The sequence below is a fragment of the Halomonas bluephagenesis genome (assembly GCF_054790765.1).
The window spans coordinates 274426-297967 of the sequence record NZ_CP133631.1 but is presented as its reverse complement, the minus strand read 5'-3'; the positions used below and the strand labels follow the sequence as shown (position 1 = coordinate 297967).

Sequence of the window (23542 nt, the reverse complement as noted above, 5' to 3'; positions counted from 1 at the left end):
CGAGGAAAAAGTATGCAGCGTTGGGTGGGAATCGTCGTATTGAGCGCGCTAAGCGTTGTGGCGCAGGCGAACGAACCGCTGCCGGGTGACATTGTTCGCGATCTTAACAGGCTTCAAAGCCAATTAGCTGAGCAGCCCAATGGCGAGGCTGACAGCGATGTGCTCAACCGTATTGCTGATCATGCACGATCTCAGGCAGCGCGTCTCGCCAGCGGCAATCGTGCCGACCAGTGGGCAAGTGCGCTATATCATCAGCTCGCCGCGAGTGCGTTAGTGCGTCAAGGTGATCACGTTGCGGCTGCTAATGAGTTAGCCAGCGCACGACAGCGCCCTAGCGTGCCTAACAGCCAAATCCTGCGCTGGCTGCGTGATGAGGCGTCGCTACGTCGCGCAGGTAACCAGCCCACTGAGGCCATCGCGCTGTATGAGCAGTGGCTAACGCAGTCCCAGGGCAATTCTCATTATGACGAGTCAGCATGGCGGCTGGTTCGCTTATTGGCGGAAGAGGAGCGCTGGGATGCTGCTGCAGGCTGGCTGTCGCCGTTACTGCAAAAAGGCGGTTTGACTGACACGCAGCAGACGCTAACCACCGCGGTATTGCGCAATGCGGGGCAAAACGATGAAGCTCTCGGTTGGCTAGTGGGTGGTTTGAATGCACAGAGCGAGCCTGATGCCTGGCGTCAGGCGGCCGGGCTTGCCCAACAAGCAGGCCAGGCTGGCGTGGCTGCCGGCGTGTGGGAGATGGCATGGCAGTTGGGTAAGTTCACCACGACCGAAGATCGCTTGACGTTAATTCGCCTGCATTTGGCCGGTGGTACGCCAGCCAGGGCAGGCGAACACTTGGAAGCGGCTATCCAAGAAGGTGCTTTGACGCGTGATGAAGAAGCGCTAAGGTTGTTGGCGGGCGCATGGCAGCAGGCCAAGGATATCGAAAAGGCGCTGAATGCTTGGAAGGCGCTTGCTGAGAACACTCAAAAAGCTGAAGACTGGCGGCAATACGGACAGCTTGCTTACCGCTGGGGGCAAGATGATCAGGCCGAGGAAGCGCTTATCAAAGCGGTGAATCTTGGCGATGATCAGGCCAAGCAGTGGTTGTCGAATTTTTGAAGGGTGAGAAGCCCTTGATCGGACCCCTCTCGATTGATGAGAGGGGCGAGCTTGTTTGTTTGTGCTTAGTCTGCCTGTGAAAGCGTCAGCGCAAAATCACTCCAGGTGGGAGCGTGATCGGAAGGCCGCTCCATACCACGCAATTGATAATCAATGCCTGCATCGGTGACGCATTCGGCAAGCGGTTTAGACACAAGAATATAGTCAATGCGCAGGCCGCGTTTTGGCTCGCGGTCAAAACCCTTTGAACGATAGTCAAACCAACTGAACCATTCGCTATTATCCGGGTGGCACAGCCGATAGCTGTCGCTAAGGCCCCACGCTTTTATACCTTCAAGCCATTCTCGCTCGATAGGCTGAAAGCTGGCTTTGCCCTCGCGTAACCAGCGTTTGCGGCTTGGTTCGCCAATGCCAATATCCTGATCTTCCGGCGATATGTTGAAATCCCCCATGATCGCCAGCTGTTCGTCGGGGCGGTGCTGGTTTTGAAGCAGGCTTGCCAATTGCTGATAGAAGCGCGCTTTATGAGGGAATTTAGTTGGGTGTTCAACGTTTTCACCCTGGGGGAAGTAGCCATTCCACACGGTGACTGATTCACCATTATCGGCGAGTAGCCGCACGCCAATCATGCGGCGCTGGGCGTCTTCCTCATCATCAGGAAAGCCATAAAAAACCGCTTGAGGTTTTTGCCGACACAGTAGGGCAACCCCGTAATGGCCCTTTTGACCGTAATAAAAAACGTGATAGCCCATAGCTTCAACGTCAGCCAGGGGAAACTCGCTGTCTTGCACTTTGGTTTCCTGCAGGCCAATGACATCTGGCTGCTGCGTGTCAATCAGCGCTTGAAGCTGATGCAGTCGTGCCCGAATGCCATTGATATTAAACGAGACCAAACGCATTACGAATGCTCTCCAGACGGGTTGTCTCCTTCTTTGTCAGGATGGATAACAATATTTTGTCCTTCTTGCTGGCGCGCTAGTTTACGCACTGCTTGAAGCTTACGTTGTTGCTGCTTTTTAGCCACAAAACGGCGTGAAGAGGTTACCTGGTCAGGGTTATCATGGCGCCACTTCTTGTAATCTTTGCGGCGGCCAGTACGGATAGTTACCTTATCCGCCAGCGAACGAGTTTTTTTCTTACGCGTCATATCGCGCTCCTTGGGTTAATTTATGCCTCATTCTAACAGGCAAGCGTACTCCTTCGACAGCAGGACGCGCTCTTATCGCCAACCCCTGGTACAATGCGCACTTCGTGATGCCTAACATCCACAGCAATGGACAGATACACAGCCTATGAGCGAGTCGGAACAGACCACAGCATCGGCCCAGAACCGCAAGCCAAAACGCCGCCGTCGGAAGCCGCGTCGTCGTCAATCGAACTGGGATCTTCGTCAGTTTCAGGTGCCCGCCGTTGCCGGCAAGTGGCGCTTCCATGACTTTGATTTGCCGCTGCCTTTAATGCGTGCCATTCATGCCCAAGGGTTTGAATACTGCACGCCTATTCAGTCAGAGGCGCTGCGTCATACGTTGCTGGGTGGCGATATTGTCGGCAAGGCGCAGACAGGTACCGGAAAAACTGCTGCCTTTTTGATTTCGGTAATGGCTTATTTTCTGGAAGAGCCGACCCCTGATGGCCAAAAATCAGGCGCACCCCGTGCGTTGATTATCGCGCCTACCCGGGAGCTGGCACTGCAAATCGAAAAAGATGCTAAAGCGCTTGCTCGCTTCACGCAGCTCAATGTGGCCAGTGTTGTCGGCGGCATGGATTACCAAAAGCAGCGCGAGAGCCTGGGCAAGAAGATCGATATTTTGGTGGCAACACCAGGACGCCTGCTGGATTTCCACCAGAAGCGCGATATCGACCTCTCTGAAGTCGAAGTGTTGGTGCTGGATGAAGCGGATCGCATGCTTTCCATGGGCTTTATTCCCGATGTGAAGCGCATCATTCGCTATACGCCTAAAAAAGAGGAGCGCCAGACGTTCCTGTTCTCGGCAACCTTCACTGACGATATCTTGAGTCTGGCGAGTCAATGGACGCTCGATCCTGCCCATGTAGAGATTGAAGTCACCGTTGAGAACCAGGCAGATATCGATCAGCGCGTTTATCTAGTGTCTGATGACGACAAGCAGCGACTGCTGGTGAATCTGCTAACGCAGGAAAGCTTCGAGCGAGTAATGGTGTTTGGTAACCGTCGCGATCTCGTACGCAAGCTAGATGATTTGCTGAAAAAAGCAGGCGTTAGTGTCGCCATGCTATCAGGCGATGTGCCGCAGAATCAGCGCATCAAGACGTTGGAAAGCTTCCGTGAGGGAGAAATTCAAGTGTTGGTGGCTACTGATGTCGCAGGGCGTGGCATTCATATCGAAGATGTCAGCCACGTGATCAACTACACGTTGCCTGAAGATCCGGAAGATTACGTTCATCGTATTGGACGTACCGGACGTGCCGGTGCCAAAGGCGTTTCGATTAGTTTTGTTGGTGAAGAAGATGCGTTCTCGCTACCAGAAATTGAGCGCTACATTAACGGTAAGCTGCCCTGCGAACATCCGCCGGAAGGCATGCTGTAACGCGCATGCTCGATAATGCGCTGAAAAGCGATATTCAAGACGCCTATCGTCGCGTGGTGGAAAAGCTTGAGCTGACGCCACGCTACGGCCAGCGCCTGATGATTGCAGAAATTGCTCGTACGCTAGGTGGCATTGAGCAGGATGGCGAAGGCAAGCGCACAAACGATAATCATGTGTGCGTGCTGGAGGCGGGCACCGGAACTGGTAAAACGCTTGCCTACCTGATTGCCGCGTTGCCGATTGCCAAAGCGCAGGGAAAGCGACTGATTGTTTCCACTGCAACGGTGGCACTGCAGGAGCAGGTGCTTAATCAAGACCTGCCTTCGCTTGCCAGCCATAGCGGTATTGCCTTTCGTTATGCCTTGGCAAAAGGGCGTGGCAGGTACGTGTGTGTTGCGCGTCTTGACCAGGCATTAGAAGGCTCTGAGCCAAACCCGACGCTGTCGCTATTTGAGCAGTCACTTCAATCCAACAGCAGTGACTTTTCCCTATTAGCCACGGATATGGCAGAGGCTTACGGCAAGGGTGAGTGGGAAGGCGATCGCGATACGTGGTCGGCGTCCATCGACGACAGTCATTGGCGGCAGCTAACGGTGGATCATCGCCAATGCACAGGCCGTCGCTGCGGTCATTTTGGTGCTTGCGCCTTTTTTCGTTCTCGGCGTGATCTGGAAGATGCCGATATAATCGTGGCCAACCATGACTTGGTTCTTGCTGACCTGGCGTTGGGTGGTGGGGCGATTCTACCCGATCCCGCTGACTGCATTTTTGTCTTTGATGAAGGCCACCACCTGCCAGATAAGGCACTTTCCCACTTTGCCCATCGTTTTGCGGTGCATGGCTGTTTGCGCTGGCTTAAAACCTTGAAAAGCAGTTTGACTGATCTTCATCAGGGGCTAGCGGCTCAGCCGACAATCGCGCGCTTGCTCGCGGGGTTACCTGAGTTACTGCATAGCTTAGAGCCTGCCTTGGGCGATGTGTTTAGCATGGGTCACCAACTGGCCGGGCGGGAAAACGGCTTGTCGGATGAAGAAGCTAGCCATCAGCAGCGTTTTGAAAAAGGCCAGGTGCCGGAAGCGCTTCGCGAACAAGCCAAGCAACTGTTGGTTATGTTTGCCACGTTGTCACGTAGCCTGGAAAGCATTAGCGATATCCTGCGCGAAAGTCTCGACCCTGATAAGCAAACAGGGCTGGATAGGGATCAAGCCGACACGTGGTTGCCGCTGATTGCACTGCTGCATGGGCGTTCACTTGATGCCCATGCGCTATGGCAAGCCTTCAGTGAGCAGGATGCTGCCAATGCGCCACCCAGTGCCCGCTGGATAACGCTTAGTCGTGTGGCGGGAGAGCCGGAAATCGAGTTTTCGGCAAGTCCCGTATCAGCGGCGCATACCCTTGCGAAACATTTGTGGGGACGCTGTCATGGCGCGGTAGTAACATCAGCCACGCTTACCGCGCTGGGGCGTTTTGAGCGAATCCAAGAGCGCGCTGGGTTAGCAAACCGCTATCGCTATCAGGCGCTGCCGAGCCCCTTTGATTATGCCAATGCCATTCTGCGCGTGCCTAAAGAGGCGACCGACCCCAGTGATCGCGATGCCCATGAAAGCGCCATCGTTAATTTCGTGGTTCAATTGGGAAATAACGAAGCGGTGCTGGTGCTGTTTTCTTCTAGGGCGCAATTGCGGGCGGTGGAGAAAGCGCTGCCTGCGGCAACTAAAGAGCGAGTGCTGGCGCAGGATGCGTTGCCCAAGCGCGAACTGCTTGAGCGTCATCGCGCGGCTGTCGATGACGGCAATGGCAGCATTATTTTTGGCTTGGCTAGTTTTGCTGAAGGTATCGATTTGCCCGGCGACTATCTCACCCATGTGGTGATTACGCGGCTGCCATTTGCGGTGCCTGATGATCCGGTGGGGGCCACGCTTGCCGAGTGGATTGAAAGCCAGGGTGGGAACCCGTTTATGCGGATTAGCGTTCCAGATGCGTCAATCAAGCTAGTGCAGGCTTGCGGGCGGCTGATCCGTAAGGAGAGCGACCGCGGTGTCATTACGCTGCTAGATCGACGGGTGATTACTCGCCGGTACGGCCAAGCGTTGCTAGATGCATTGCCGCCATTCAAACGAGAAATCATGCAGTAATAAGTGGTAATAAAATGTAGCAATAAAATGCCCCGCTAAGGCTAATATCCTTGCGGGGCACTTATGATTACTAGCCGTTTTTTCTTACTGTGCGATACGCTTGGTGAGCGCCGGAGCGAGTTTTTCGTTCATATGGGTAAAAGTTTCGACCGTCGTATCCCAATCAATGCAGGCGTCGGTGATGGAAACGCCGTACGTCAGCTGGCTAAGGTCGGCAGGAACTTTTTGGTTGCCCCAGCCAATGTTTGACTCAACCATCAGACCAATAATGGACGTGTTGCCTTCCAGAATTTGGTTGGTGACGTTCTCGAGCACAAGCGGCTGTAGGCCAGCATCTTTATTAGAATTGGCGTGAGAGCAATCGATCATAATGTTGGCTGAAAGGTCGGCTTTTTTAAGCTCCTTTTCAGCTAGCGAAACGCTGACGCTGTCGTAGTTAGGCTTACCGTTGCCGCCGCGCAACACGACGTGGCCGTAAGCGTTGCCGCGTGTGCGAATAATGGCGACTTGGCCTGCGTTGTTGATACCTAGGAAGTTATGCGGGCTGGCAACGGACTGCAGTGCATTAATAGCGACGTCAAGGCTGCCGTCGGTGCCGTTTTTAAAGCCGACTGGGCAGGATAGACCTGACGCCATCTCACGGTGGGTTTGCGATTCTGTAGTGCGTGCACCGATCGCCGACCAGCTAATGCAGTCTTGCATATACTGGGGAGAGATCGGGTCTAACGCTTCCGTTGCGAGCGGCAGGGCAAGCTCAGCCAGGTCGACGAGTAGCTTGCGCGCGATGTGAAGACCTTCATCAATTTCGAAAGAATCGTTAAGATGCGGGTCGTTTATCAGTCCTTTCCAACCCACCGTTGTCCGGGGTTTTTCGAAATAGACGCGCATGACAATGAACAGGCTGTCGCTCACTTGATCTGCCAATTTACGCAGCCGGCGCGCATAGTCCAGTGCGGCATCCACATCATGGATGGAGCATGGGCCTACAACGACGAGAAGCCGATGATCTTTGCCGTCGAGGATGTTTTGAATGGTATGGCGGGCCTCAATAACAGAGCGTTCCGCAGCTTCTGTCAGCGGAATAGTCTGTTTAAGAGCTTCGGGGGTGGTGAGAACATCCTGTGCAAGGACGTTAAGGTTACTAACCTGCTGATCTGACATCGTGCTACCTGTGCGTGCGCTATGGACTAAAAAGTGGCTCTACTATGGCGTGTCAGGCAGGTAAAAATCAATTGTTGCGGAACTTGATCTAAACGAAAAGTGTCACGGTCAAGATTCTGCGGGGGCTGTGGGTTAGGTCGGGAGGAATGGGAGGGGAAAGAGTGTAAGCGCTTGATGCCTCGCTAAGAACGCGTAACACTAAGTACCATTGGATACTTTTTTACACTGGGTGTGGTAGGCGAATCATTCACTATCATCTGTCATCATTAAGATTAACCAATGCCCAAGGGACACTATGCTGCTTGCTGTAAAGGCCCACATGAAAGGGCGAAGAGAGAAAGCGCTCGGCGTGCGTCGCACGAGCGGGAGGGAAGTGTGAATGGGCACTCGTGAAACAGACCAACAGCTGGTTGAACGTGCCCAAAAAGGTGATACACGCGCTTTCGATCTACTGGTAAAAAAATATCAGCACAAAATTATTGGATTGATTGGGCGTTATGTTCACGATCACTCCGAAGTACAAGACGTGGCGCAAGAAGCCTTTATCAAAGCGTACCGTGCACTCGGTAAGTTTCGGTCGGAAAGTGCGTTTTACACATGGATGTATCGTATCGCGATCAACACTGCCAAAAACCATTTAGTGTCTCGGGGGCGTAGACCGCCCGGCAGTGACCTAGATATTGTCGATGCTGAAATGATTGATCAGAGCGGGCGGCTGGCTGACTCTGAATCGCCAGAGGCATCGATTGCTCGGGACCAGCTGGAAGCCGCCGTTTACGAAGCCATCGAGAATCTGCCAGATGATTTACGCACTGCGATCACGCTGCGTGAACTAGATGGCCTTGCGTATGAAGACATTGCTCAGGTGATGCAATGCCCCGTAGGAACAGTGCGTTCGCGCATTTTTCGCGCCCGTGAAGCGGTTGATGAGCATATACGCCCATTAGTGACAACAGCCAGGAATAGTCGCGATGAGTGAGGGGCGGATAGTGGTAGACGCAGAGCTTTAAATTCACATTTAATTACGTTTTTACTTTTTTTGTGAACTGTCTGGAAAGTGAAGCGTCATAGAACCTGACGATCTTGGTTAGGTCGAGTAAGCGCCAAGTGAACGTTCAATATTCAGTAGTTACACAGTTTAATCTGCTGATTATTAAACGTTTGGAAGTTGGCGATTTGAAACAAGGTCTTGGCCTGTGGAGTTGCTGGGGTGGTAAACACTCGTTAGCAGTGTCATCGCAGCGCTTCTTTTAACACAGTGTGAGGGTGTGAAGTATGAGTCAAAACACACGGGAGTCGCTTTCAGCATTGATGGATAGCGAGAGTGACGAGCTTGAATTGCGCCGAGTGTTGAAGTCACTGCCTGACGATTCTGATGCGGCGGAGACATGGCGGCGCTACCATTTGGCGCGCAGCATGATGCAGCGTGAAAGAAATGTAGATGTGAGCATCGATCTCTCTGCTGGCATTATGGATCGATTGCGTGATGAGCCTGCTCCAGCCCTTGAAGACGACACCGTGGTTACTCCCGCTCGCTCTGGTGGGCTTTCCTTTGCCCGTGGTGCGGGGGTAGCGGCTGCCGTTTCGCTCATGGTTATCACTGGGGTGCAGTTCTTTAACAACGGTAACACGACCTCAGGTAGCCCGCAGAGTGTGGGGGGAAGCGCAGGAGATAGCATTGCTGCCCAGTCTGGCGGTGGTGTGCAAGTTCAGCCTGTTAATTTAGCAGCATCTCAACCCGCTTCGATGACGCCATCAGAAATGCCGATGTTCGAACAAACGCCGTTTCGTGTTAATGGCCAATCCGGTCAAGGCGGTTTTATGAATGTCAGCGATGCAGGGTTTTCTTCGCCCCATGCGCCTCAAGGGGATATGGCTCAGCAGACATTAGCTATTGATGCTGATCAGATTCGCCTGCTTAAATCGTACCTTGAGCAACATGCGCAAGGTGCTGCCGGTGGGAGTGGTGATAGCTGGATGCCGTTAATGCGCTCTTCTTCAGTAACGGAACCTTTAGGGCAACGTTAATAGGTATTTTGGCCGACTTTATATCAAGTGAGGGCCCACGTGGCTGGAAATGTGATTGGTAAATATCTTGCCTGGAGAGGTAAGTTAGCAGTTGGCCTGGGCGTATTGAGCACCAGTTTACTGCCTCTCCAGCTGAAAGCTGATAGCTATCCGTCGCTTTCCTGCGCAGATGCACTTAACCAACCTCCCTTCACTACTGCTCATGAGTGGCTTGTGTCGAGCGTTTATGCTGGACACTGCTTTGAATTTCAAGCGCGCGCCGTTTCTATTGATGCTATAGGGGTGAGAACGCTGGCACTTTCCCATCGTGTTCGAGATGGCGTCCGGCAACAAGTGGTTCAACACCTGGATGGCCCGTCCGTTAGTGTTGAGCGCCGCTCCATTGCTGGGCACTTAGCTTGGTTTCCACCCAGCGACTCTGACTCAACGTCTGCACCAGAAGCATGGGCAGAGCATGTTGCTGAGCATTACGAAATAGCGCTTCAGGATAAAACACGGGTAGCCGAACGTGATGCTGTAGAACTCCGCTTTTCGCCTATTGATAGTCAGCGATATCAGCATACTTGGTGGATCGATCAAGAGACGGGGCTGTTACTTAAGCACGTGCTTAGTGATGCTCAAGGCCGTGTCCTTGAAACCTTCCAGATTACTCAGCTCCATTCTCCTACCGCCTATAGTGGTGAATTACCTAGTCCCGCAGATGAACAAATGCTTGACCAGTCCTGGCAAGTAACTTGGCTGCCCGAAGGGTTTATTGAACAGCCCCTGGAGCCGGGGCAGCAAAGCGGCCAGCGTGTGTATAGCGACGGGTTAGCTGCTGTGAGTGTGTTCGTGTCGCCCGCCAGTCAACCATCAGCGTTACAGGAAGGTCTTCATCGAATAGGCGTGTCTACCGCTGCTGTGTCGTTGATCGATGTTGGAGATCAGAGCTGGCAATTAGTGGGCATCGGCGAGCTGCCCGTTGAATTGTTGCAGCGCATTGTTCAATCGGTGCAGTTTGAATAATTAGGTACATCGTTGTGAACACTACAGATTGCAATGCTATTGTACGCTCAGGCACTGTCATTGATCACTCTAGGGCAGGGTTAGTCGTTGATGTGTCGAGCAATGTCGCTTGTCAGCAGTGTGCTGAAGGTCGTGGTTGTGGCGTAGGGTTGTTGGTCCGTCGTCAACCACACGCCGTTATTGATCCAGGTGGTTTGCCCTCGCAATATCCCAGCCGTTATCCAATAGGTAGCTTAGTGTCGTTCACTGTTGGTAAAAATGATGTTAACAGGTTGGCGCTGCTTGTTTATGCGTTACCCCTCCTGTTTGCCATCATCATTTCGGGTGCTGCGTCAGGGATGGGGAGGAGTGATTGGTTTTGTGCGATGCTATTTTTTAGTACTTTAATTAGCTCTGTCGTCATCCTGAAATATCTTCTGCGCGGACGAGTGGAACGCTTCCGTCCGCGTCTGGTCAGTTAATACTCCTGTAACTCGCTGAGAGTTGCACTCCCTTATGTTTAGTACGTGGTTTGTACTTGCTTGATTAGGAGCTGTTGCATGAAGCGCTTGGTTTTTCCCTCCGCACTTTGGCTGTGCTTTATTGCACTTTTGGCCGTGGGGCAAAATGCCCACGCGCAGAATCTGCCAGACTTTACCAAGTTGGTAGAAGATGCAGCCCCCGGCGTTGTTAATATCTCTACCAGCAGGACGATTCAGCGTGGCTCTGGACCTTCAATTCAAGGGTTCGGTAGTCAGGATATCCCTGAAATATTTCGGCACTTTTTTGGCGACAGTTTTCCTACGCCTCCCAGCCGAGGGCCAGGTCGCAGTGAAGAGCGTCAGTCACTTGGCTCTGGCTTCGTCATTAGTGCGGATGGTTACGTACTAACGAATGCCCACGTGGTTCAAGATGCTGATGAAATTCTTGTGCGATTAAACGATCGTCGAGAACTAACCGCAGAGCTGGTAGGTAGTGATACGCAGACAGATGTGGCGCTATTGAAAGTTGATGCCAATAACTTGCCAGTGCTCAATTTGGGCGACTCTGATGAATTAAAAGTCGGCGAGTGGGTGGCTGCCATAGGCTCACCCTTTGGTTTTGACCATTCGGTGTCTGCTGGAATTGTGAGTGCTATTAACCGCACGCTGCCTCGTGATGTTTACGTACCTTTTATCCAAACCGATGTTGCCATTAATCCAGGTAATTCCGGTGGCCCTTTATTTAACCTTGAAGGGGAAGTGGTAGGTATTAACTCTCAAATACTTACTCGTAGTGGCGGCTTTATGGGGCTCTCTTTTGCTATCCCCATTAATGTGGCAATGGATGTTGCTGATCAGCTACGCGAAGATGGACATGTGAATCGAGGTTGGCTGGGCGTAATGATTCAGCCTGTGTCTCGTGATCTGGCCGAGTCGTTTGGCATGGAAGAAGCTATTGGCGCACTGATTGCTGACCTAGACCCGGATGGGCCTGCGGCCCAAGGTGGCCTTCAGGCGGGTGATGTCATTATTGAAGTAAACGGGGAAGAGGTTGATCGTTCCAGTACATTGCCGCGTCTGATTGGTCGCGTTGCTCCAGGCAGTGATGTGGATTTAACACTGATGCGCGATGGCGAACAGGTAACAGAAACGCTTGAGCTGGGTAGCTGGCCTGATTCAGAAGCTGACCATAGAGATAGTTCGAGCAGCAATAATCAGGTTCGCCTGGGTGTGGCAGTAGTTGAAATTGATGAAGAAACCCGTGAGCGCCTGAATATAAGTGGTGGCGTGGAAGTGCGCCAAGTTGATCCGGAAAGTGTTGCCTCACAAGCGGGTCTGCGTGTAGGCGATATATTAGTTAGCATTGACCATCGTAGCGTTTCTTCGGCAGATGAGCTGTTAGAAATTATTGAAGAGCTACCAGATGATCGCGCAATTCCACTGCGTTTGTACCGAGATGGACGCTCGCTATTTGTGGCATTACGTCTAGAGTAATCCACTGATTGTCTCTCCAGTCCGGCGGTTCTCGCCGGACTGCTGTTCCTATCCCGCGCATATCGCTACAATAGCGCTTATCTTTTTGACGAACATTGGCAAAGTAGTGGTGCGGCAATCTTTATTGCCTGCGCACGCCGGCTCAATAAAGCCTGCTACACCTTGCACACCCATAAGGCAGAACACACTCGATGTCTCAAGACGTTTCCAGCGGAAAGCTCAAGCACATACGCAATTTCTCCATCATCGCGCATATCGATCATGGTAAATCGACGCTATCAGATCGTTTGATTCAGACCTGCGGCGGTCTGACCGAGCGAGAGCTTAAGGAGCAGGTGCTCGACTCCATGGATATTGAGCGCGAGCGTGGTATTACCATTAAGGCGCAGTCCGTAACGCTTGATTACACGGCGGCAGACGGTGAAGTTTATCAGCTCAACTTCATCGATACGCCTGGGCACGTGGACTTCTCTTACGAGGTATCGCGTTCCCTTTATGCCTGTGAAGGGGCGTTATTGGTCGTTGATGCGGCTCAAGGGGTTGAAGCGCAATCGGTCGCCAATTGCTACACCGCAATTGAGCAGGGGCTGGAAGTGTTGCCGGTGCTCAATAAAATCGACTTGCCCCAGGCCGACCCTGATCGTGTCGCGCAAGAAGTAGAAGAAATTATTGGGTTGGACGCTACCGATGCCTGCCAAGTGTCGGCTAAAAGTGGCATCGGCATTGATGCGTTGCTTGAGCGCCTCGTGCGCGACATTCCGCCTCCCAAAGGTGATCCTGATGCACCGCTTCAGGCGCTGATTATCGATTCCTGGTTCGATAACTATCTGGGTGTTGTCTCGCTAGTGCGCCTATTCGACGGCACTTTGCGCAAAGGCGAAAAAATCCGGATTAAGTCGACAGGGCGTGATTGGAGTGCCACCGAAGTGGGTATCTTCACACCACTGCGCAAAGAAACCAATATTCTGCGTGCTGGCGAAGTAGGTTTTATTGTTGCCGGCATCAAAGAAATTCATGGTGCGCCGGTAGGCGATACGATCACCCACACCAAAACCCCTGATGTTCCTCGCTTGCCTGGTTTCCAAAAAGTGAAACCGCAGGTATATGCAGGCATGTTCCCTGTTAGTGCCGATGATTATGAGGACTTCCGGGACGCGCTCGAGAAGCTCGCGCTCAATGATGCTTCACTTGAATATGAGCCGGAAAACTCGGATGCGTTGGGCTTTGGTTTCCGTGTGGGCTTCCTGGGCACGCTGCACATGGAGATCATTCAAGAGCGCTTAGAGCGTGAGTATGATCTTGATCTACTCACCACAGCGCCAACGGTGGTGTATGAACTCGCCATGAAGAACGGCGATATTCAATATGTATCGAACCCTTCCAAACTGCCTGATATGGCAGACGTTGATGAGATGCGTGAACCCATCGTGCGTGCCAGTATTCTGGTTCCTCAGGAGTATGTTGGTAACGTGATTGCTGAGTGTGAGCAGCGTCGCGGTACACAATTAGATATGCAGTTCCTGGGTAATCAGATCCAGTTAACCTATGAGTTGCCCATGTCGGAAGTGGTCATGGACTTTTTTGATCGCTTGAAGTCTATTTCTCGTGGTTATGCATCACTTGAGTATAACTTCGAACGTTTTGAAGCAGCTAAGTTGGTTCGCCTGGACGTGCTGATTAACGGCGATAAAGTAGATGCGCTGGCCGTCATTATCCACCGTGATCATGCGCATAACCGTGGTCGCCTGCTAGTGGAAAAAATGAAAGAGTTGATTCCGCGGCAAATGTTTGATGTGGCTATTCAAGCGGCTATTGGTGGCCAAGTTGTTGCGCGTTCAACAGTCAAAGCGCTGCGTAAAAACGTGACGGCCAAATGTTACGGCGGTGATGTTAGCCGTAAAAAGAAACTACTGGAAAAACAGAAGGCCGGTAAGAAACGCATGAAACAGGTGGGGCGTGTTGAAATTCCCCAGGATGCCTTCCTTGCTGTGCTCAAGGTAAACGACTAGGGATACCTACCCCACATGGATTTTTCATTATTACTGGTAATCGCCGTTGCACTTTCTGGGGCAATATATCTGCTGGATTTGCTTTGGCTTAGGCCTAAGCGTCGTGAGCGATTAGCCACTGCTGAAGCAGCTACGACGGAAGGCCTGGATGCGCCCACCCGAGAGAAGTTGCTAAAAGAGCCGTGGCCGATTGACTACTCACGCTCGTTTTTTCCAGTCCTGCTGGTGGTGCTGGTAGTGCGCAGCTTTATTGTTGAACCGTTTCAAATTCCATCGGGATCAATGAAGCCGACTCTTGAAGTGGGTGACTTTATCTTGGTGAATAAATTTGCCTACGGTTTGCGATTACCGGTGGTTCACAACCGTTTTTTAGAGGTAGATGACCCTGAGCGGGGAGACGTAATGGTGTTCCGTTTCCCAGAAGAGCCTTCGGTCAACTTTATTAAGCGTGTGGTTGGTTTGCCGGGTGACCGTATTCGCTATGAGGGTAAGCAGCTGTATGTTAACGGCGATCCAGTCACTAAGGCATTGATTGAAGAAGGCCCCGAACTTTCGCCACAACAGCTATTATTAGAAGAGCAATTAGGTAGCGTTAGCCACTATATATATAATAATCCCCGCGATCCTGGGCCCCAGATGCGTGAAGTAGTCGTGCCGGATGGGCATTATTTCACGATGGGTGATAACCGTGATCACTCCAACGATAGCCGTTATTGGGGGTTTGTTCCTGAAGATAATATCGTTGGAAGAGCGTTTGCCGTTTGGATGCATTGGGACGGTGGCCTGCCTAGTTTTACCAGCGTACGGCGTATTGAATGAAACATAGTTTAGAAATTGTTAATGCTGTCATATTAGTTAACGTCAACGACGTAGGAGCACTGTGAGTAATTCCTTAACCGCTTTTTGCCGACGAATCGGCCATACCTTCGGTGATCCTACGCTGATGGAACTGGCCATGACCCATCGTAGCTACGGTGGTCGCAACAATGAGCGCCTGGAATTTCTGGGTGACTCTATCGTCAATTTTGTAATCGCTGAGGCGCTTTTTCAACGCTTTCCTCAGGCTCGAGAAGGGCAGTTATCGCGTCTTAGAGCACGTTTGGTGAAAGGCCAGACACTGGCTGAGCTGGCTCGGGAAATGGAGTTCGGCGAATGCTTACGGCTTGGTTCAGGAGAAATGAAGAGTGGCGGTCATCGCCGTGAATCCATTTTGGCTGATGCAGTAGAAGCTGTGATTGGTGCGATTTATTTAGACGCGGGCATGGATGTTGTGCGTCAACGAGTGCTTGCATGGTACGCCGAGCGGCTTGAAAATATTTCGCTACAAGATACTCAAAAAGACCCAAAAACGCGCTTACAAGAGTTTTTGCAATCGCGTCAGGCAGCGTTGCCGCGCTATGAAGTAGTCTCTGTAAAGGGGGAGGCGCATGCCCAGACCTTTACCGTGGAGTGCTACATTGATTTGCTAACCGAGCATACCACTGGTAAAGGCCCCAGCCGCCGCCATGCTGAGCAACAGGCAGCTGAAGAAGCGCTATTCCACCTTGAAAAAACACCTGGAGACAAGTCATGAGTCAAACCTGCGGCTTCGTGGCCATCGTTGGGCGGCCCAACGTAGGCAAATCAACCCTCATGAACCGGATTCTAGGGCAAAAAATTTCCATTACCTCGCGTCGCCCTCAAACTACGCGGCATCAGGTCATGGGTATTAAGACGGTCGAAGAGACGCAATTCATCTATGTTGATACGCCTGGCATGCACATCATGTCAAAAGACCGTAATAAAGCGATCAACCGTTTTATGAACCAAGCAGCAACGCAGGCGTTGCGTGATGTTGACTGTGTAGTGTTTATTATTGACCGCACCCGCTGGACGGATGAAGACCAAGCTGTGCTAAAACGGCTTGAGCACGTGAAAGCACCGGTGATTTTAGCGGTCAACAAAGTAGATCGTTTAAACGATAAGGGTGATTTGTTGCCCTGGTTGGCTGAAGTAGGTGCACGTCGTGAGTTTGCTGCAGTAGTCCCTATTTCTGCCAAGCACGGCACTCAAGTTGATACGCTTGAACAGGAAGTTGCCAAATACTTGCCAGAGAGCGTTCACTTTTTCCCAGAAGATCAAGTCACTGATAAGAGCTTACGCTTCATGGCGGCTGAGCTGGTGCGTGAAAAAGTGATGCGCCAACTGGGTGATGAGCTTCCGTATCAAATGACCGTGGAAATCGAAGAGTTCCGTGAAACCGAGCGCGTGACCCATATCAGTGCCTTAATTCTGGTCGAGCGCCAGGGCCAAAAGGTCATCTTGATCGGTGAAAATGGAGATCGTATTAAAAGCATTGGTCGCGAAGCGCGCTTAGATATGGAGCGCGCCTTGGGCACCAAGGTAATGCTAAATCTATGGGTGAAAGTGAAGCGCGGCTGGTCAGATGACGAGCGGGCATTGAAAAGCTTGGGTTACGATCTCGATTGAGTGCTTCCATGTCGGCAGAGCCAGCGTTTTTACTGCATCGCAGGCCTTACCGTGAAACCAGTGCGTTGGTGGATTTGTTAACCCTTAATTATGGCCGTATCCGCGCCGTTGCCCATGGTGGGCAGCGGCCAGGTTCTAAGTCGCGTCAGCGGCTGCAACCCTTTACTCCGTTGTTTGTGTCGTGGCGAGGTGAGCGCGAGCTAAAGCGATTAATGCTGATGGAGTCGCGAGGCCAGACGGCACTGCTTGCCGGAGAAGGGCTGCTCTGCGGCTTATATGCGAATGAAATAGCCACACGTCTACTTCCTTTGGAGCTTGCAGCGCCAGAGGTTTTTGCATTTTATAGCGCGCTGTTAGAAGCATTGCCAGCTCCGGCGGACCGCGCCTTGGCGCTGCGACGTTTTGAGTGGGCGCTGCTGGAGACGCTTGAGGCAACACCACGCTTTTGCACCTACGATGGTGGTGTTCTCGATCCTCAAACGCGTTATCGGTTTGATGCAGCAAGTCGTGCTTTTGCACCTGCAGAGCAGGGCATAGAAGGTCGGACGCTGCGCTATATAGATCAAGGCGATTGGCAGCCTGTTGGCTTAGCAAGCGCTTTAAAAGCGGTGATGCGGGCAGCGCTTGCCCCTCATTTAGGCGCTACCGCTTTACGCTCCCGAGAACTAATGCTCGATTTGGCCCGCCGCCGACAGCGCTAGGTGGGCATCTTGATATCAATTATTGGAGACACGTGATGCATCCTCCGCGGATTTTATTAGGCGTTAACATCGATCACATTGCGACGCTGCGCCAAGCGCGTGGTACTCGTTACCCTGATCCAGTTCAAGCGGCGTTGTTAGCAGAAGAAGCGGGCGCTGATGGTATTACGGTTCACCTGCGTGAAGATCGCCGCCATATTCAGCCTAGAGATGTTCGCCTATTAGCAGAAGTGCTCAATACGCGTATGAATTTAGAGATGGCTGTCACTGAAGAAATGCTGGCGCTGGCTGAGGAAATACGCCCGGCGCACGTGTGTTTAGTGCCAGAAAAGCGTGAAGAGCTAACTACAGAAGGGGGCTTGGACGTTGTTGGCGGTTTTGATCTTATTGCCGATGCTTGCCGGCGTTTGAGCGCTATTGGCTGCGATGTATCGTTATTTATCGATCCTGAAGAAGCGCAGATTGATGCGGCTATACGCGCAGGGGCGCCAACGATTGAGCTGCACACGGGAGCCTATGCTGAAGCAAAACCTGGCAGTGAAGCTGCTATTGCTGAATATGAACGCCTGAGTGCAGCGGCCATTCATGCTGTTTCTGCTGGCTTAGTAGTTAATGCCGGCCATGGCTTGCACTATCACAACGTTGAGGCGATTGCTGCGCTGCCGGGGGTTAATGAACTCAACATTGGTCACGCCATTATTGCTCGTGCGCTTTTTGTTGGTCTGAAGGATGCTATTCAGGAAATGAAACGCTTGATCATTGCTGGTCAAGAAGCCGGTCTAATGGCGGCGGTAGATGCTCATGAGCACGAACATGAGCACGGACACGAACACGAACACAACGGTTGCTGCAGCCACTAAGATGATTGTCGGAATTGGGTCGGACATCGCCCGAGTCGAGCGCTTTACTAAGGCAGTAAAACGTCATGGGCCACGCTTTGCCCAGCGAATTTTAGGACCTGAAGAGCAAACTGTTTGGCAGGCAAAAGGTCAGCCCGTTAACTATTTGGCAAAGCGTTTTGCAGCCAAAGAAGCGTATGTTAAAGCGCTGGGGCTTGGCCTGAGAAGCGGTATGCAATGGGGCGATATTCAGATCCTCAATGATTCGCTGGGCAAGCCAAGCCTACAATTGAGCGGTGAGGCACTTCGCCTGTTTCAAAGCAGCGGTGCCTCTGTCGCCCATATAACGCTCAGTGATGAAGCCGATTACGCGGTGGCATTTGTAGTGATTGAGCGCTAGCAAGGCTAGCGCTCATTTAACGCGTCTCGTTGCTCTCTAAGTCGCTTGATGGCGGTAAAGAGTTCATCAAGTAAATTCTCAGCCTGTCCCAAGCCCCCTGTACGCAAGCGTGTCTCCAATGTTTCTACCGTTAACGCTAGCTCGGGTGCGCCGCAGTAGCGGCTGGCACCATTGAGTGCATGAACATGATCGAGTAAGACCGTCAGATTGCTCTCTTCGAAAGCGCTGCGAATTTGTTGTTCGCATTCGCTCAGGCTATCGATCAGTCGCTTTAGCTGCTCTTTGGCGAACTCGGGTTTGCCGCCAGCTAGGCGAGTGCCTAACTCAAGGTCAATAACGGGTAATGAGGCTGGTGTGTAACCAGCAGCAGGGGCTTTTTGGGGGATCTCCAAAAGCGGGCTTGTTGGCAGTGTTATGCCCAGGAAGCGTTGAAACTGCTGTTGTAGCTGAGTTTCATTGATAGGCTTTACCAATACGTCGTCTAAACCCTCCGCAAGCCACTGCTGACGTTCATCGCTTAGTACGTGAGCGGTCACGGCAATAATTGGACAGCGCGCCCAGCTATTATTAATTCGTCGCAATGCCTGGGTGGTTTGAACACCGTCCATATCAGGCATACGAATATCCATTAGCACCATGTCGGCTTCGTGCTGACGAGCATAATCCAGCGCTTCCTGGCCGCTGGCAGCTAACACAATGTTGAGATGATCGTTCTCCAGCATGGCTTTTAATAGTTCGCGGTTAGGCGCGTTATCGTCAACGATCAGAACCGTCAATGTGGGCGAAGGAAGTGCTTTAACCGTTTGTGTGTTGGTCGGAATCGTATCTGTGGCAGGCTCCAATAGCTGTTTAAACGTGGCAACCAACTGAGCTCTGGTAAATGGTTTACACAGCATATCGCCCCCATTAGGAAGCTCCCAGAGAGGCAGTTCAAAGCTAGTGGCATTTGCAAGGATAAGTGTCGGGCAGGACGCTTGAGCAATAACCGATTGCCAATAAGTCTTTCGCTCACCGATAAAGTCATCATGCGCTAGGCTCAGTACTAGCAGTTGTTCGTTGCCAGATTCAATGAAGGAGACGGCAGTAGCGCCCCAACGTTCTATTAAATGCTCCAATACGTTTCGAGTTGGCAGGTGGGGCTCGTGTAAGCGAATGATTGAATCGTCCAGAGAGAGCTCCTGTGGCCGTTCATTTGTCATGTCCGCAAGTAGCGGCAACGTAAATGAGAACGTTGCTCCCACTCCAGGCTCGCTATCAACCGAAATCTCTCCACCCATTCGTTGAACTAATTGCCTGCAAATAGTCAGCCCTAAACCGCTACCTCCAAACTGTCTGGAGTGACTAGGGTCTGCCTGGGAAAACGCACTAAACAGTTGATTTTGTTGTTCATCGCTAAAGCCAATGCCTGTGTCACTAACGCTAATGCGCAGTACAACATGCTGGCCCTCTTGACTATCCAGCATGACACGGATGATGACTTCTCCCTTAGGCGTAAATTTCAGCGCATTGCTGGTTAAATTATTGAGGACTTGATGGATTCGTAGCGGGTCTCCGCAAAGCGTTGACGGCACATCGTCATACACCATCGCCACTAAATGTAGTCGTTTGCGTTGAGCTTCAGGCGCATGAAGGCCAACAACTTCGTCTACCAGTGACACAAGATCGATGTCGACTTCTTCTAGCGTCAGACGATCGGCTTCTAGTTTTGAGAAGTCCAGCACATCATTGACTAGCATCAGTAGGTTGTCGCAAGCACGATGCACATGCTCTAGCCACTCTGTCTGCCGTGTATCGAGGGACGAGCGGCCTAATAAACGGCAAAACCCAATGATGCCATTTAAAGGAGTGCGGATTTCGTGGCTCATATTAGCCAGAAATTCGGACTTCACTGCATTCGCGCGTAGCGCGCTGCGATGAGCAAGATCGAGTTTGATATTTTGTTCTTCAATCGTTTCCATTGACTCTTGCAGTTCACTGGTCGCTTGCTCGATTTGGCTTTGCATATCATGCTGGGCTTGCCGGAAATGTTCCGCTAGTCCATTGATATGCTCTGCCAACTGCCGAAACTCGGTAGGCCGGGCAGTCGCAATAAAAGGACGGTAGTCCCCCCGTGATAGGCGATAAAGCGCTTGATTCGCTTCTTCAATTGGGCGAGTAGCGTAGCGACTGATCGCAAATGCGACTAAAAATAGCAGCAGGCCAAGCAGCATGCCGCCTAAACTAAGGCTGGCAATGAGCTTGTAGCGCTCCAGTTTAAGCGTGCGTATGTCCATCTCAGCTTCAAGCCAGCCAGTATTAGTAAGATTAAATTGTTGGCCGTGAGACGTGGTTAAAGGTACCTGCAAGCGCCAAATAGTTTCATCCATGGTGAGTGTCGTGGAATTAGGGGCATTTAGGCGAGGCGGTGGAGGTATCGAGTGACCCAGTACTAATAAGCGACTTCCTTGCTCGTCGAAAAGCGTCACTGCGCGTAACCCTTTGTGCTCCAGAAGCTGTCTGGCAATGGCTTCCAAACGAGGTAAGTCGCCATCTACCATGGCATTACCCAGGCTTGGGGCCAGTAATTCACCAGCGCTTACTAAACGTTCTTTTAGCATGTCACGGCCAGTGGTTTCGCTTTGCACCACCAGCAATACTGCCATGACGGCATAGACAAGAAGCGGAAATCCGAGTAACGCAAAGAGTAAGCGCGTGTTTAAAGACATGAGAGAAGCTCGTTGATTCAATGAGGTTGCCTGTCAAGCTAACGGCAGGACCGATATAATGCAGCATAATGGTGATGATAAGGAATGTACGATGAATTATCCGACGCTCGAAGATGTGGTTGGCAATACGCCATTAGTTCGCTTAAAGCGCATAACCGCCGGTCGTAATAACACGCTTCTTGCCAAACTAGAGGGTAATAACCCTGCAGGTTCGGTGAAAGACCGCCCGGCACTCTCTATGTTAAGTGAAGCGGAAGCACGGGGCGATATCGTCCCGGGTGATACGCTAGTGGAAGCAACCTCAGGCAATACGGGTATTGCGTTGGCCATGGCCGCTGCTATCAAAGGTTACAAAATGACGCTGATCATGCCTGAAAACGCCTCAGAAGAGCGCAAACAGGCCATGGCAGCTTTCGGTGCCACACTGATTTCAGCCAGCAAAGAAGGTGGGATGGAAGAGGCACGAGATATTGCCGATGCGATGATCGCGAGAGGCGAAGGTAAGCCGCTAAACCAATTTGCCAACCCAGATAACCCGCTAGCGCACTACCGCACAACGGGGCCAGAGGTATGGCAGCAAACAGGCGGTGAAGTGACGCATTTTGTCAGTTCAATGGGGACAACGGGCACTATCATGGGAGTGTCTCGTTATCTCAAGGAACAAAACCCAGCGATTCAAATTGTTGGTTTACAACCTGGCGATGGCGCGAGCATACCTGGGATTCGTCGTTGGCCAAAAGAGTATTTGCCGTCGATTTTTGAAGCACCGAGGGTCGATATGACCCTTGATATCGGTCAGCAAGAGGCAGAAGTCCACATGCGCCGCCTAGCTCGTGAAGAGGGTATTTTTGCTGGGGTGTCGTCAGGTGGTAGCTTGGCTGGAGCACTGCGTATCGCAGAACAAGCTGAGAACGCAGTCATTGTCTTCATCGTTTGTGACCGAGGTGATCGCTACCTTTCCACTGGCTTATTTGCCCCGGAGTTATAGATGGCCATGTTGGGTAAGCGGCGGCCACCTCGCCCCGCCTCAGGACACTCGGGACTCGTACGCAAACCGAGCCGTAAAATTGAGACAAAAGATGATACCTCGACAACGCTGGTGGTTGAGCGTTTAGCTCATGATGGCCGTGGTGTAGCACATAACATTGCGGGCAAAACGGTGTTTATTGATCAGGCGTTACCCGGTGAGCACGTCGATGTAGCGGTACATGTGACGCGTAAACGGTACGACGAAGCGCATATTAAAGCGCGGCTCACTACATCAGAGCAGCGGGTTGAGCCTCCCTGTGTTTACTTTGGACAGTGTGGAGGCTGTGATTTACAGCATCTTAACCTCGCTGCACAACGTCAGCACAAGCGCGAGGTGGTCACCGAGCTAATGGCGCGCCAGGGCCTTACGCTAGGCCCCATTGCTGCGTTAGATGGCAGTAGCGAGCACTACCGACGTCGCGCCCGTCTGGGTGTTAGGGTGGATGGTCAGGGTAATGTTCTCCTGGGGTTTCGAGCACCCAACAGCCACCGGTTAGTTGATATTGAGCAGTGCCATGTTCTGGTGCCCGCGCTTAACGAATTAATTCTTCCATTGCGGCAACTACTGGCAACGTTAGAGTCGCCCCGCCTCGTTGGCCATGTCGAATTACTGGCGACCAATGAGGCGACGGTGGTGCTGGTGCGTCAGTTAAAAGCACATGATCAAGATATGGCTCGCTGGCAGCAATTTGCGGAACAGCAGCACGTTTCGCTCGGCACTTGGTTAGGGCGGGAAACACCTGCTTTGCACTGGAATGGTGCGCATAGTGGCGCCGTACCCGTTCTACAAGAAGTGCTCAACCTTGATGAGCTAGAAATTCAAAGAGCGAGTTTGCCAACAAGTGAGCATCGTTTGGCAAGTGATGAAGCATTCAGCCTATTGACGTTACGTTTCTCACCAGGCGACTTTTTGCAGGTAAATGCTGAGGTTAACCAAAAGATGGTAGCCCAGGTGGTAGCATGGTTGAAGCCAGCGCCAGGGCAACAGTTCATAGACCTCTTTGCTGGGATTGGTAACTTCAGTCTGCCGTTAGCAGCCGCTGGAGCAAAGGTGGTTGCTGTAGAAGGCAACCCAGCGATGGTGGAGCGAATTACTACTAACGCTGATGCTAATCAATTGGATGTGGATGCCCAGCAAGCAGACTTAAGTGACGCTAGAGTCGTGCAAATGCTGCTGAGTGAGCATCAGCAAATTGATGCGATTGTGCTGGATCCGCCTCGGAGCGGCGCGGAAGCAGTTTGCCAAGTATTAGGCAGTTACAACATACCCCGGGTGGCCTATATTTCTTGTGACCCGGCAACGCTTGCCCGCGATGCGGCACATCTTGTGCATGCAGGTTATCGCGTCAAGCAAGTAGCAGTAGCAGATATGTTTATACACACTGCTCACCTGGAAACGCTGATGCTATTTGAATACGAGGGCTAGCCTGCC

The 23542-nt window shown here is 51.9% G+C and carries 21 protein-coding genes; 17 read left to right on the top strand and 4 right to left on the bottom strand.

Annotation, left to right across the window (positions count from 1 at the left end):
- The first annotated feature begins 12 nt into the window (after positions 1-12).
- On the top strand, positions 13-1107 hold the full coding sequence (locus REH51_RS01380) for a hypothetical protein (RefSeq protein ID WP_009722072.1): 1095 nt from the start codon (positions 13-15) through the stop codon (positions 1105-1107).
- A 65-nt stretch (positions 1108-1172) separates the two neighbouring features.
- Here the strand turns inward: REH51_RS01380 and xthA are convergent, their stop codons facing one another.
- Together xthA and REH51_RS01370 are read right to left on the bottom strand one after the other, a co-directional pair.
- Entirely contained in the window at positions 1173-2006 is an 834-nt protein-coding gene (gene xthA / locus REH51_RS01375; protein ID WP_009722073.1) for an exodeoxyribonuclease III, read from the bottom strand.
- Positions 2006-2254 (bottom strand): hypothetical protein, encoded by a 249-nt coding sequence (locus REH51_RS01370; protein ID WP_009722074.1) that lies wholly within the window; start codon positions 2252-2254, stop codon positions 2006-2008. The genes xthA and REH51_RS01370 overlap by 1 nt, the downstream gene beginning before the upstream one ends.
- A gap of 145 nt (positions 2255-2399) precedes the next feature.
- Between REH51_RS01370 and rhlB the strand changes: the two genes are divergently transcribed.
- Both rhlB and dinG read left to right on the top strand, forming a co-directional pair.
- Positions 2400-3674 (top strand): ATP-dependent RNA helicase RhlB, encoded by a 1275-nt coding sequence (gene rhlB / locus REH51_RS01365; RefSeq protein ID WP_009722075.1) that lies wholly within the window; start codon positions 2400-2402, stop codon positions 3672-3674.
- A 5-nt stretch (positions 3675-3679) separates the two neighbouring features.
- Positions 3680-5809 carry an ATP-dependent DNA helicase DinG gene (dinG, locus tag REH51_RS01360; protein WP_009722076.1) on the top strand — a complete coding sequence of 710 codons (2130 nt, stop codon included), beginning with the start codon at positions 3680-3682 and terminating at the stop codon, positions 5807-5809.
- An 84-nt stretch (positions 5810-5893) separates the two neighbouring features.
- On the opposite strand, the gene REH51_RS01355 is transcribed toward dinG, so the two are convergent.
- On the bottom strand, positions 5894-6970 hold the full coding sequence (locus tag REH51_RS01355) for a 3-deoxy-7-phosphoheptulonate synthase (RefSeq protein WP_498936673.1): 1077 nt from the start codon (positions 6968-6970) through the stop codon (positions 5894-5896).
- A gap of 379 nt (positions 6971-7349) precedes the next feature.
- Here REH51_RS01355 and rpoE point away from each other — a divergent pair, with 379 nt between their 5' ends.
- The 12 genes from rpoE to acpS all read left to right on the top strand — a co-directional run bounded on the left by rpoE (position 7350) and on the right by acpS (position 18376).
- Positions 7350-7949: an RNA polymerase sigma factor RpoE gene (rpoE, locus tag REH51_RS01350; RefSeq protein ID WP_009722078.1), complete on the top strand. Its 600-nt coding sequence runs from the start codon at positions 7350-7352 to the stop codon at positions 7947-7949.
- Between the two features lie 296 nt (positions 7950-8245).
- The gene (locus REH51_RS01345; RefSeq protein ID WP_009722079.1) at positions 8246-8998 is read left to right on the top strand and encodes a sigma-E factor negative regulatory protein; all 753 of its coding nucleotides are present in this window, start codon (positions 8246-8248) and stop codon (positions 8996-8998) included.
- 39 nt (positions 8999-9037) lie between these two features.
- On the top strand, positions 9038-10003 hold the full coding sequence (locus REH51_RS01340; RefSeq protein ID WP_009722080.1) for a MucB/RseB C-terminal domain-containing protein: 966 nt from the start codon (positions 9038-9040) through the stop codon (positions 10001-10003).
- 14 nt (positions 10004-10017) lie between these two features.
- Positions 10018-10464 carry a SoxR reducing system RseC family protein gene (locus REH51_RS01335; protein ID WP_083817043.1) on the top strand — a complete coding sequence of 149 codons (447 nt, stop codon included), beginning with the start codon at positions 10018-10020 and terminating at the stop codon, positions 10462-10464.
- A 78-nt stretch (positions 10465-10542) separates the two neighbouring features.
- Complete coding sequence (locus REH51_RS01330; protein ID WP_009722081.1) at positions 10543-11958, top strand: DegQ family serine endoprotease; 1416 nt, start codon at positions 10543-10545, stop codon at positions 11956-11958.
- A 191-nt stretch (positions 11959-12149) separates the two neighbouring features.
- Positions 12150-13967 (top strand): translation elongation factor 4, encoded by a 1818-nt coding sequence (gene lepA / locus REH51_RS01325; protein ID WP_009722082.1) that lies wholly within the window; start codon positions 12150-12152, stop codon positions 13965-13967.
- A gap of 15 nt (positions 13968-13982) precedes the next feature.
- Complete coding sequence (lepB, locus tag REH51_RS01320) at positions 13983-14786, top strand: signal peptidase I (protein WP_009722083.1); 804 nt, start codon at positions 13983-13985, stop codon at positions 14784-14786.
- Between the two features lie 61 nt (positions 14787-14847).
- Positions 14848-15540 (top strand): ribonuclease III, encoded by a 693-nt coding sequence (rnc, locus tag REH51_RS01315; protein ID WP_009722084.1) that lies wholly within the window; start codon positions 14848-14850, stop codon positions 15538-15540.
- Positions 15537-16436: a GTPase Era gene (gene era, locus REH51_RS01310; RefSeq protein WP_009722085.1), complete on the top strand. Its 900-nt coding sequence runs from the start codon at positions 15537-15539 to the stop codon at positions 16434-16436. The genes rnc and era overlap by 4 nt, the downstream gene beginning before the upstream one ends.
- Positions 16437-16444: 8 nt before the next feature.
- Positions 16445-17137, top strand: coding sequence for a DNA repair protein RecO (recO, locus tag REH51_RS01305; RefSeq protein WP_009722086.1), 693 nt, complete (start codon positions 16445-16447; stop codon positions 17135-17137).
- A gap of 35 nt (positions 17138-17172) precedes the next feature.
- Positions 17173-17997 carry a pyridoxine 5'-phosphate synthase gene (gene pdxJ, locus REH51_RS01300; RefSeq protein WP_498936671.1) on the top strand — a complete coding sequence of 275 codons (825 nt, stop codon included), beginning with the start codon at positions 17173-17175 and terminating at the stop codon, positions 17995-17997.
- A 1-nt stretch (position 17998) separates the two neighbouring features.
- Positions 17999-18376 carry a holo-ACP synthase gene (gene acpS, locus REH51_RS01295; protein ID WP_009722088.1) on the top strand — a complete coding sequence of 126 codons (378 nt, stop codon included), beginning with the start codon at positions 17999-18001 and terminating at the stop codon, positions 18374-18376.
- A 5-nt stretch (positions 18377-18381) separates the two neighbouring features.
- Here acpS and REH51_RS01290 read toward each other — a convergent pair whose 3' ends face one another.
- On the bottom strand, positions 18382-21081 hold the full coding sequence (locus REH51_RS01290; RefSeq protein WP_498936669.1) for an ATP-binding protein: 2700 nt from the start codon (positions 21079-21081) through the stop codon (positions 18382-18384).
- Between the two features lie 91 nt (positions 21082-21172).
- Between REH51_RS01290 and cysM the strand changes: the two genes are divergently transcribed.
- Together cysM and rlmD are read left to right on the top strand one after the other, a co-directional pair.
- Positions 21173-22069 (top strand): cysteine synthase CysM, encoded by an 897-nt coding sequence (gene cysM, locus REH51_RS01285; RefSeq protein WP_009722090.1) that lies wholly within the window; start codon positions 21173-21175, stop codon positions 22067-22069.
- Positions 22070-23536 carry a 23S rRNA (uracil(1939)-C(5))-methyltransferase RlmD gene (rlmD, locus tag REH51_RS01280; RefSeq protein ID WP_009722091.1) on the top strand — a complete coding sequence of 489 codons (1467 nt, stop codon included), beginning with the start codon at positions 22070-22072 and terminating at the stop codon, positions 23534-23536.
- The last annotated feature ends 6 nt before the right edge of the window (positions 23537-23542 follow it).

Bases quoted from the DNA above. Each gene is read 5' to 3' on its own strand.
- REH51_RS01380 (WP_009722072.1), top strand. From the start codon at position 13: ATGCAGCGTTGGGTGGGAATCGTCGTATTGAGCGCGCTAAGCGTTGTG.
- xthA (WP_009722073.1), bottom strand. From the start codon at position 2,006: ATGCGTTTGGTCTCGTTTAATATCAATGGCATTCGGGCACGACTGCAT.
- REH51_RS01370 (WP_009722074.1), bottom strand. From the start codon at position 2,254: ATGACGCGTAAGAAAAAAACTCGTTCGCTGGCGGATAAGGTAACTATC.
- rhlB (WP_009722075.1), top strand. From the start codon at position 2,400: ATGAGCGAGTCGGAACAGACCACAGCATCGGCCCAGAACCGCAAGCCA.
- dinG (WP_009722076.1), top strand. From the start codon at position 3,680: ATGCTCGATAATGCGCTGAAAAGCGATATTCAAGACGCCTATCGTCGC.
- REH51_RS01355 (WP_498936673.1), bottom strand. From the start codon at position 6,970: ATGTCAGATCAGCAGGTTAGTAACCTTAACGTCCTTGCACAGGATGTT.
- rpoE (WP_009722078.1), top strand. From the start codon at position 7,350: ATGGGCACTCGTGAAACAGACCAACAGCTGGTTGAACGTGCCCAAAAA.
- REH51_RS01345 (WP_009722079.1), top strand. From the start codon at position 8,246: ATGAGTCAAAACACACGGGAGTCGCTTTCAGCATTGATGGATAGCGAG.
- REH51_RS01330 (WP_009722081.1), top strand. From the start codon at position 10,543: ATGAAGCGCTTGGTTTTTCCCTCCGCACTTTGGCTGTGCTTTATTGCA.
- lepA (WP_009722082.1), top strand. From the start codon at position 12,150: ATGTCTCAAGACGTTTCCAGCGGAAAGCTCAAGCACATACGCAATTTC.
- lepB (WP_009722083.1), top strand. From the start codon at position 13,983: ATGGATTTTTCATTATTACTGGTAATCGCCGTTGCACTTTCTGGGGCA.
- era (WP_009722085.1), top strand. From the start codon at position 15,537: ATGAGTCAAACCTGCGGCTTCGTGGCCATCGTTGGGCGGCCCAACGTA.
- recO (WP_009722086.1), top strand. From the start codon at position 16,445: ATGTCGGCAGAGCCAGCGTTTTTACTGCATCGCAGGCCTTACCGTGAA.
- pdxJ (WP_498936671.1), top strand. From the start codon at position 17,173: ATGCATCCTCCGCGGATTTTATTAGGCGTTAACATCGATCACATTGCG.
- acpS (WP_009722088.1), top strand. From the start codon at position 17,999: ATGATTGTCGGAATTGGGTCGGACATCGCCCGAGTCGAGCGCTTTACT.
- REH51_RS01290 (WP_498936669.1), bottom strand. From the start codon at position 21,081: ATGTCTTTAAACACGCGCTTACTCTTTGCGTTACTCGGATTTCCGCTT.
- cysM (WP_009722090.1), top strand. From the start codon at position 21,173: ATGAATTATCCGACGCTCGAAGATGTGGTTGGCAATACGCCATTAGTT.
- rlmD (WP_009722091.1), top strand. From the start codon at position 22,070: ATGGCCATGTTGGGTAAGCGGCGGCCACCTCGCCCCGCCTCAGGACAC.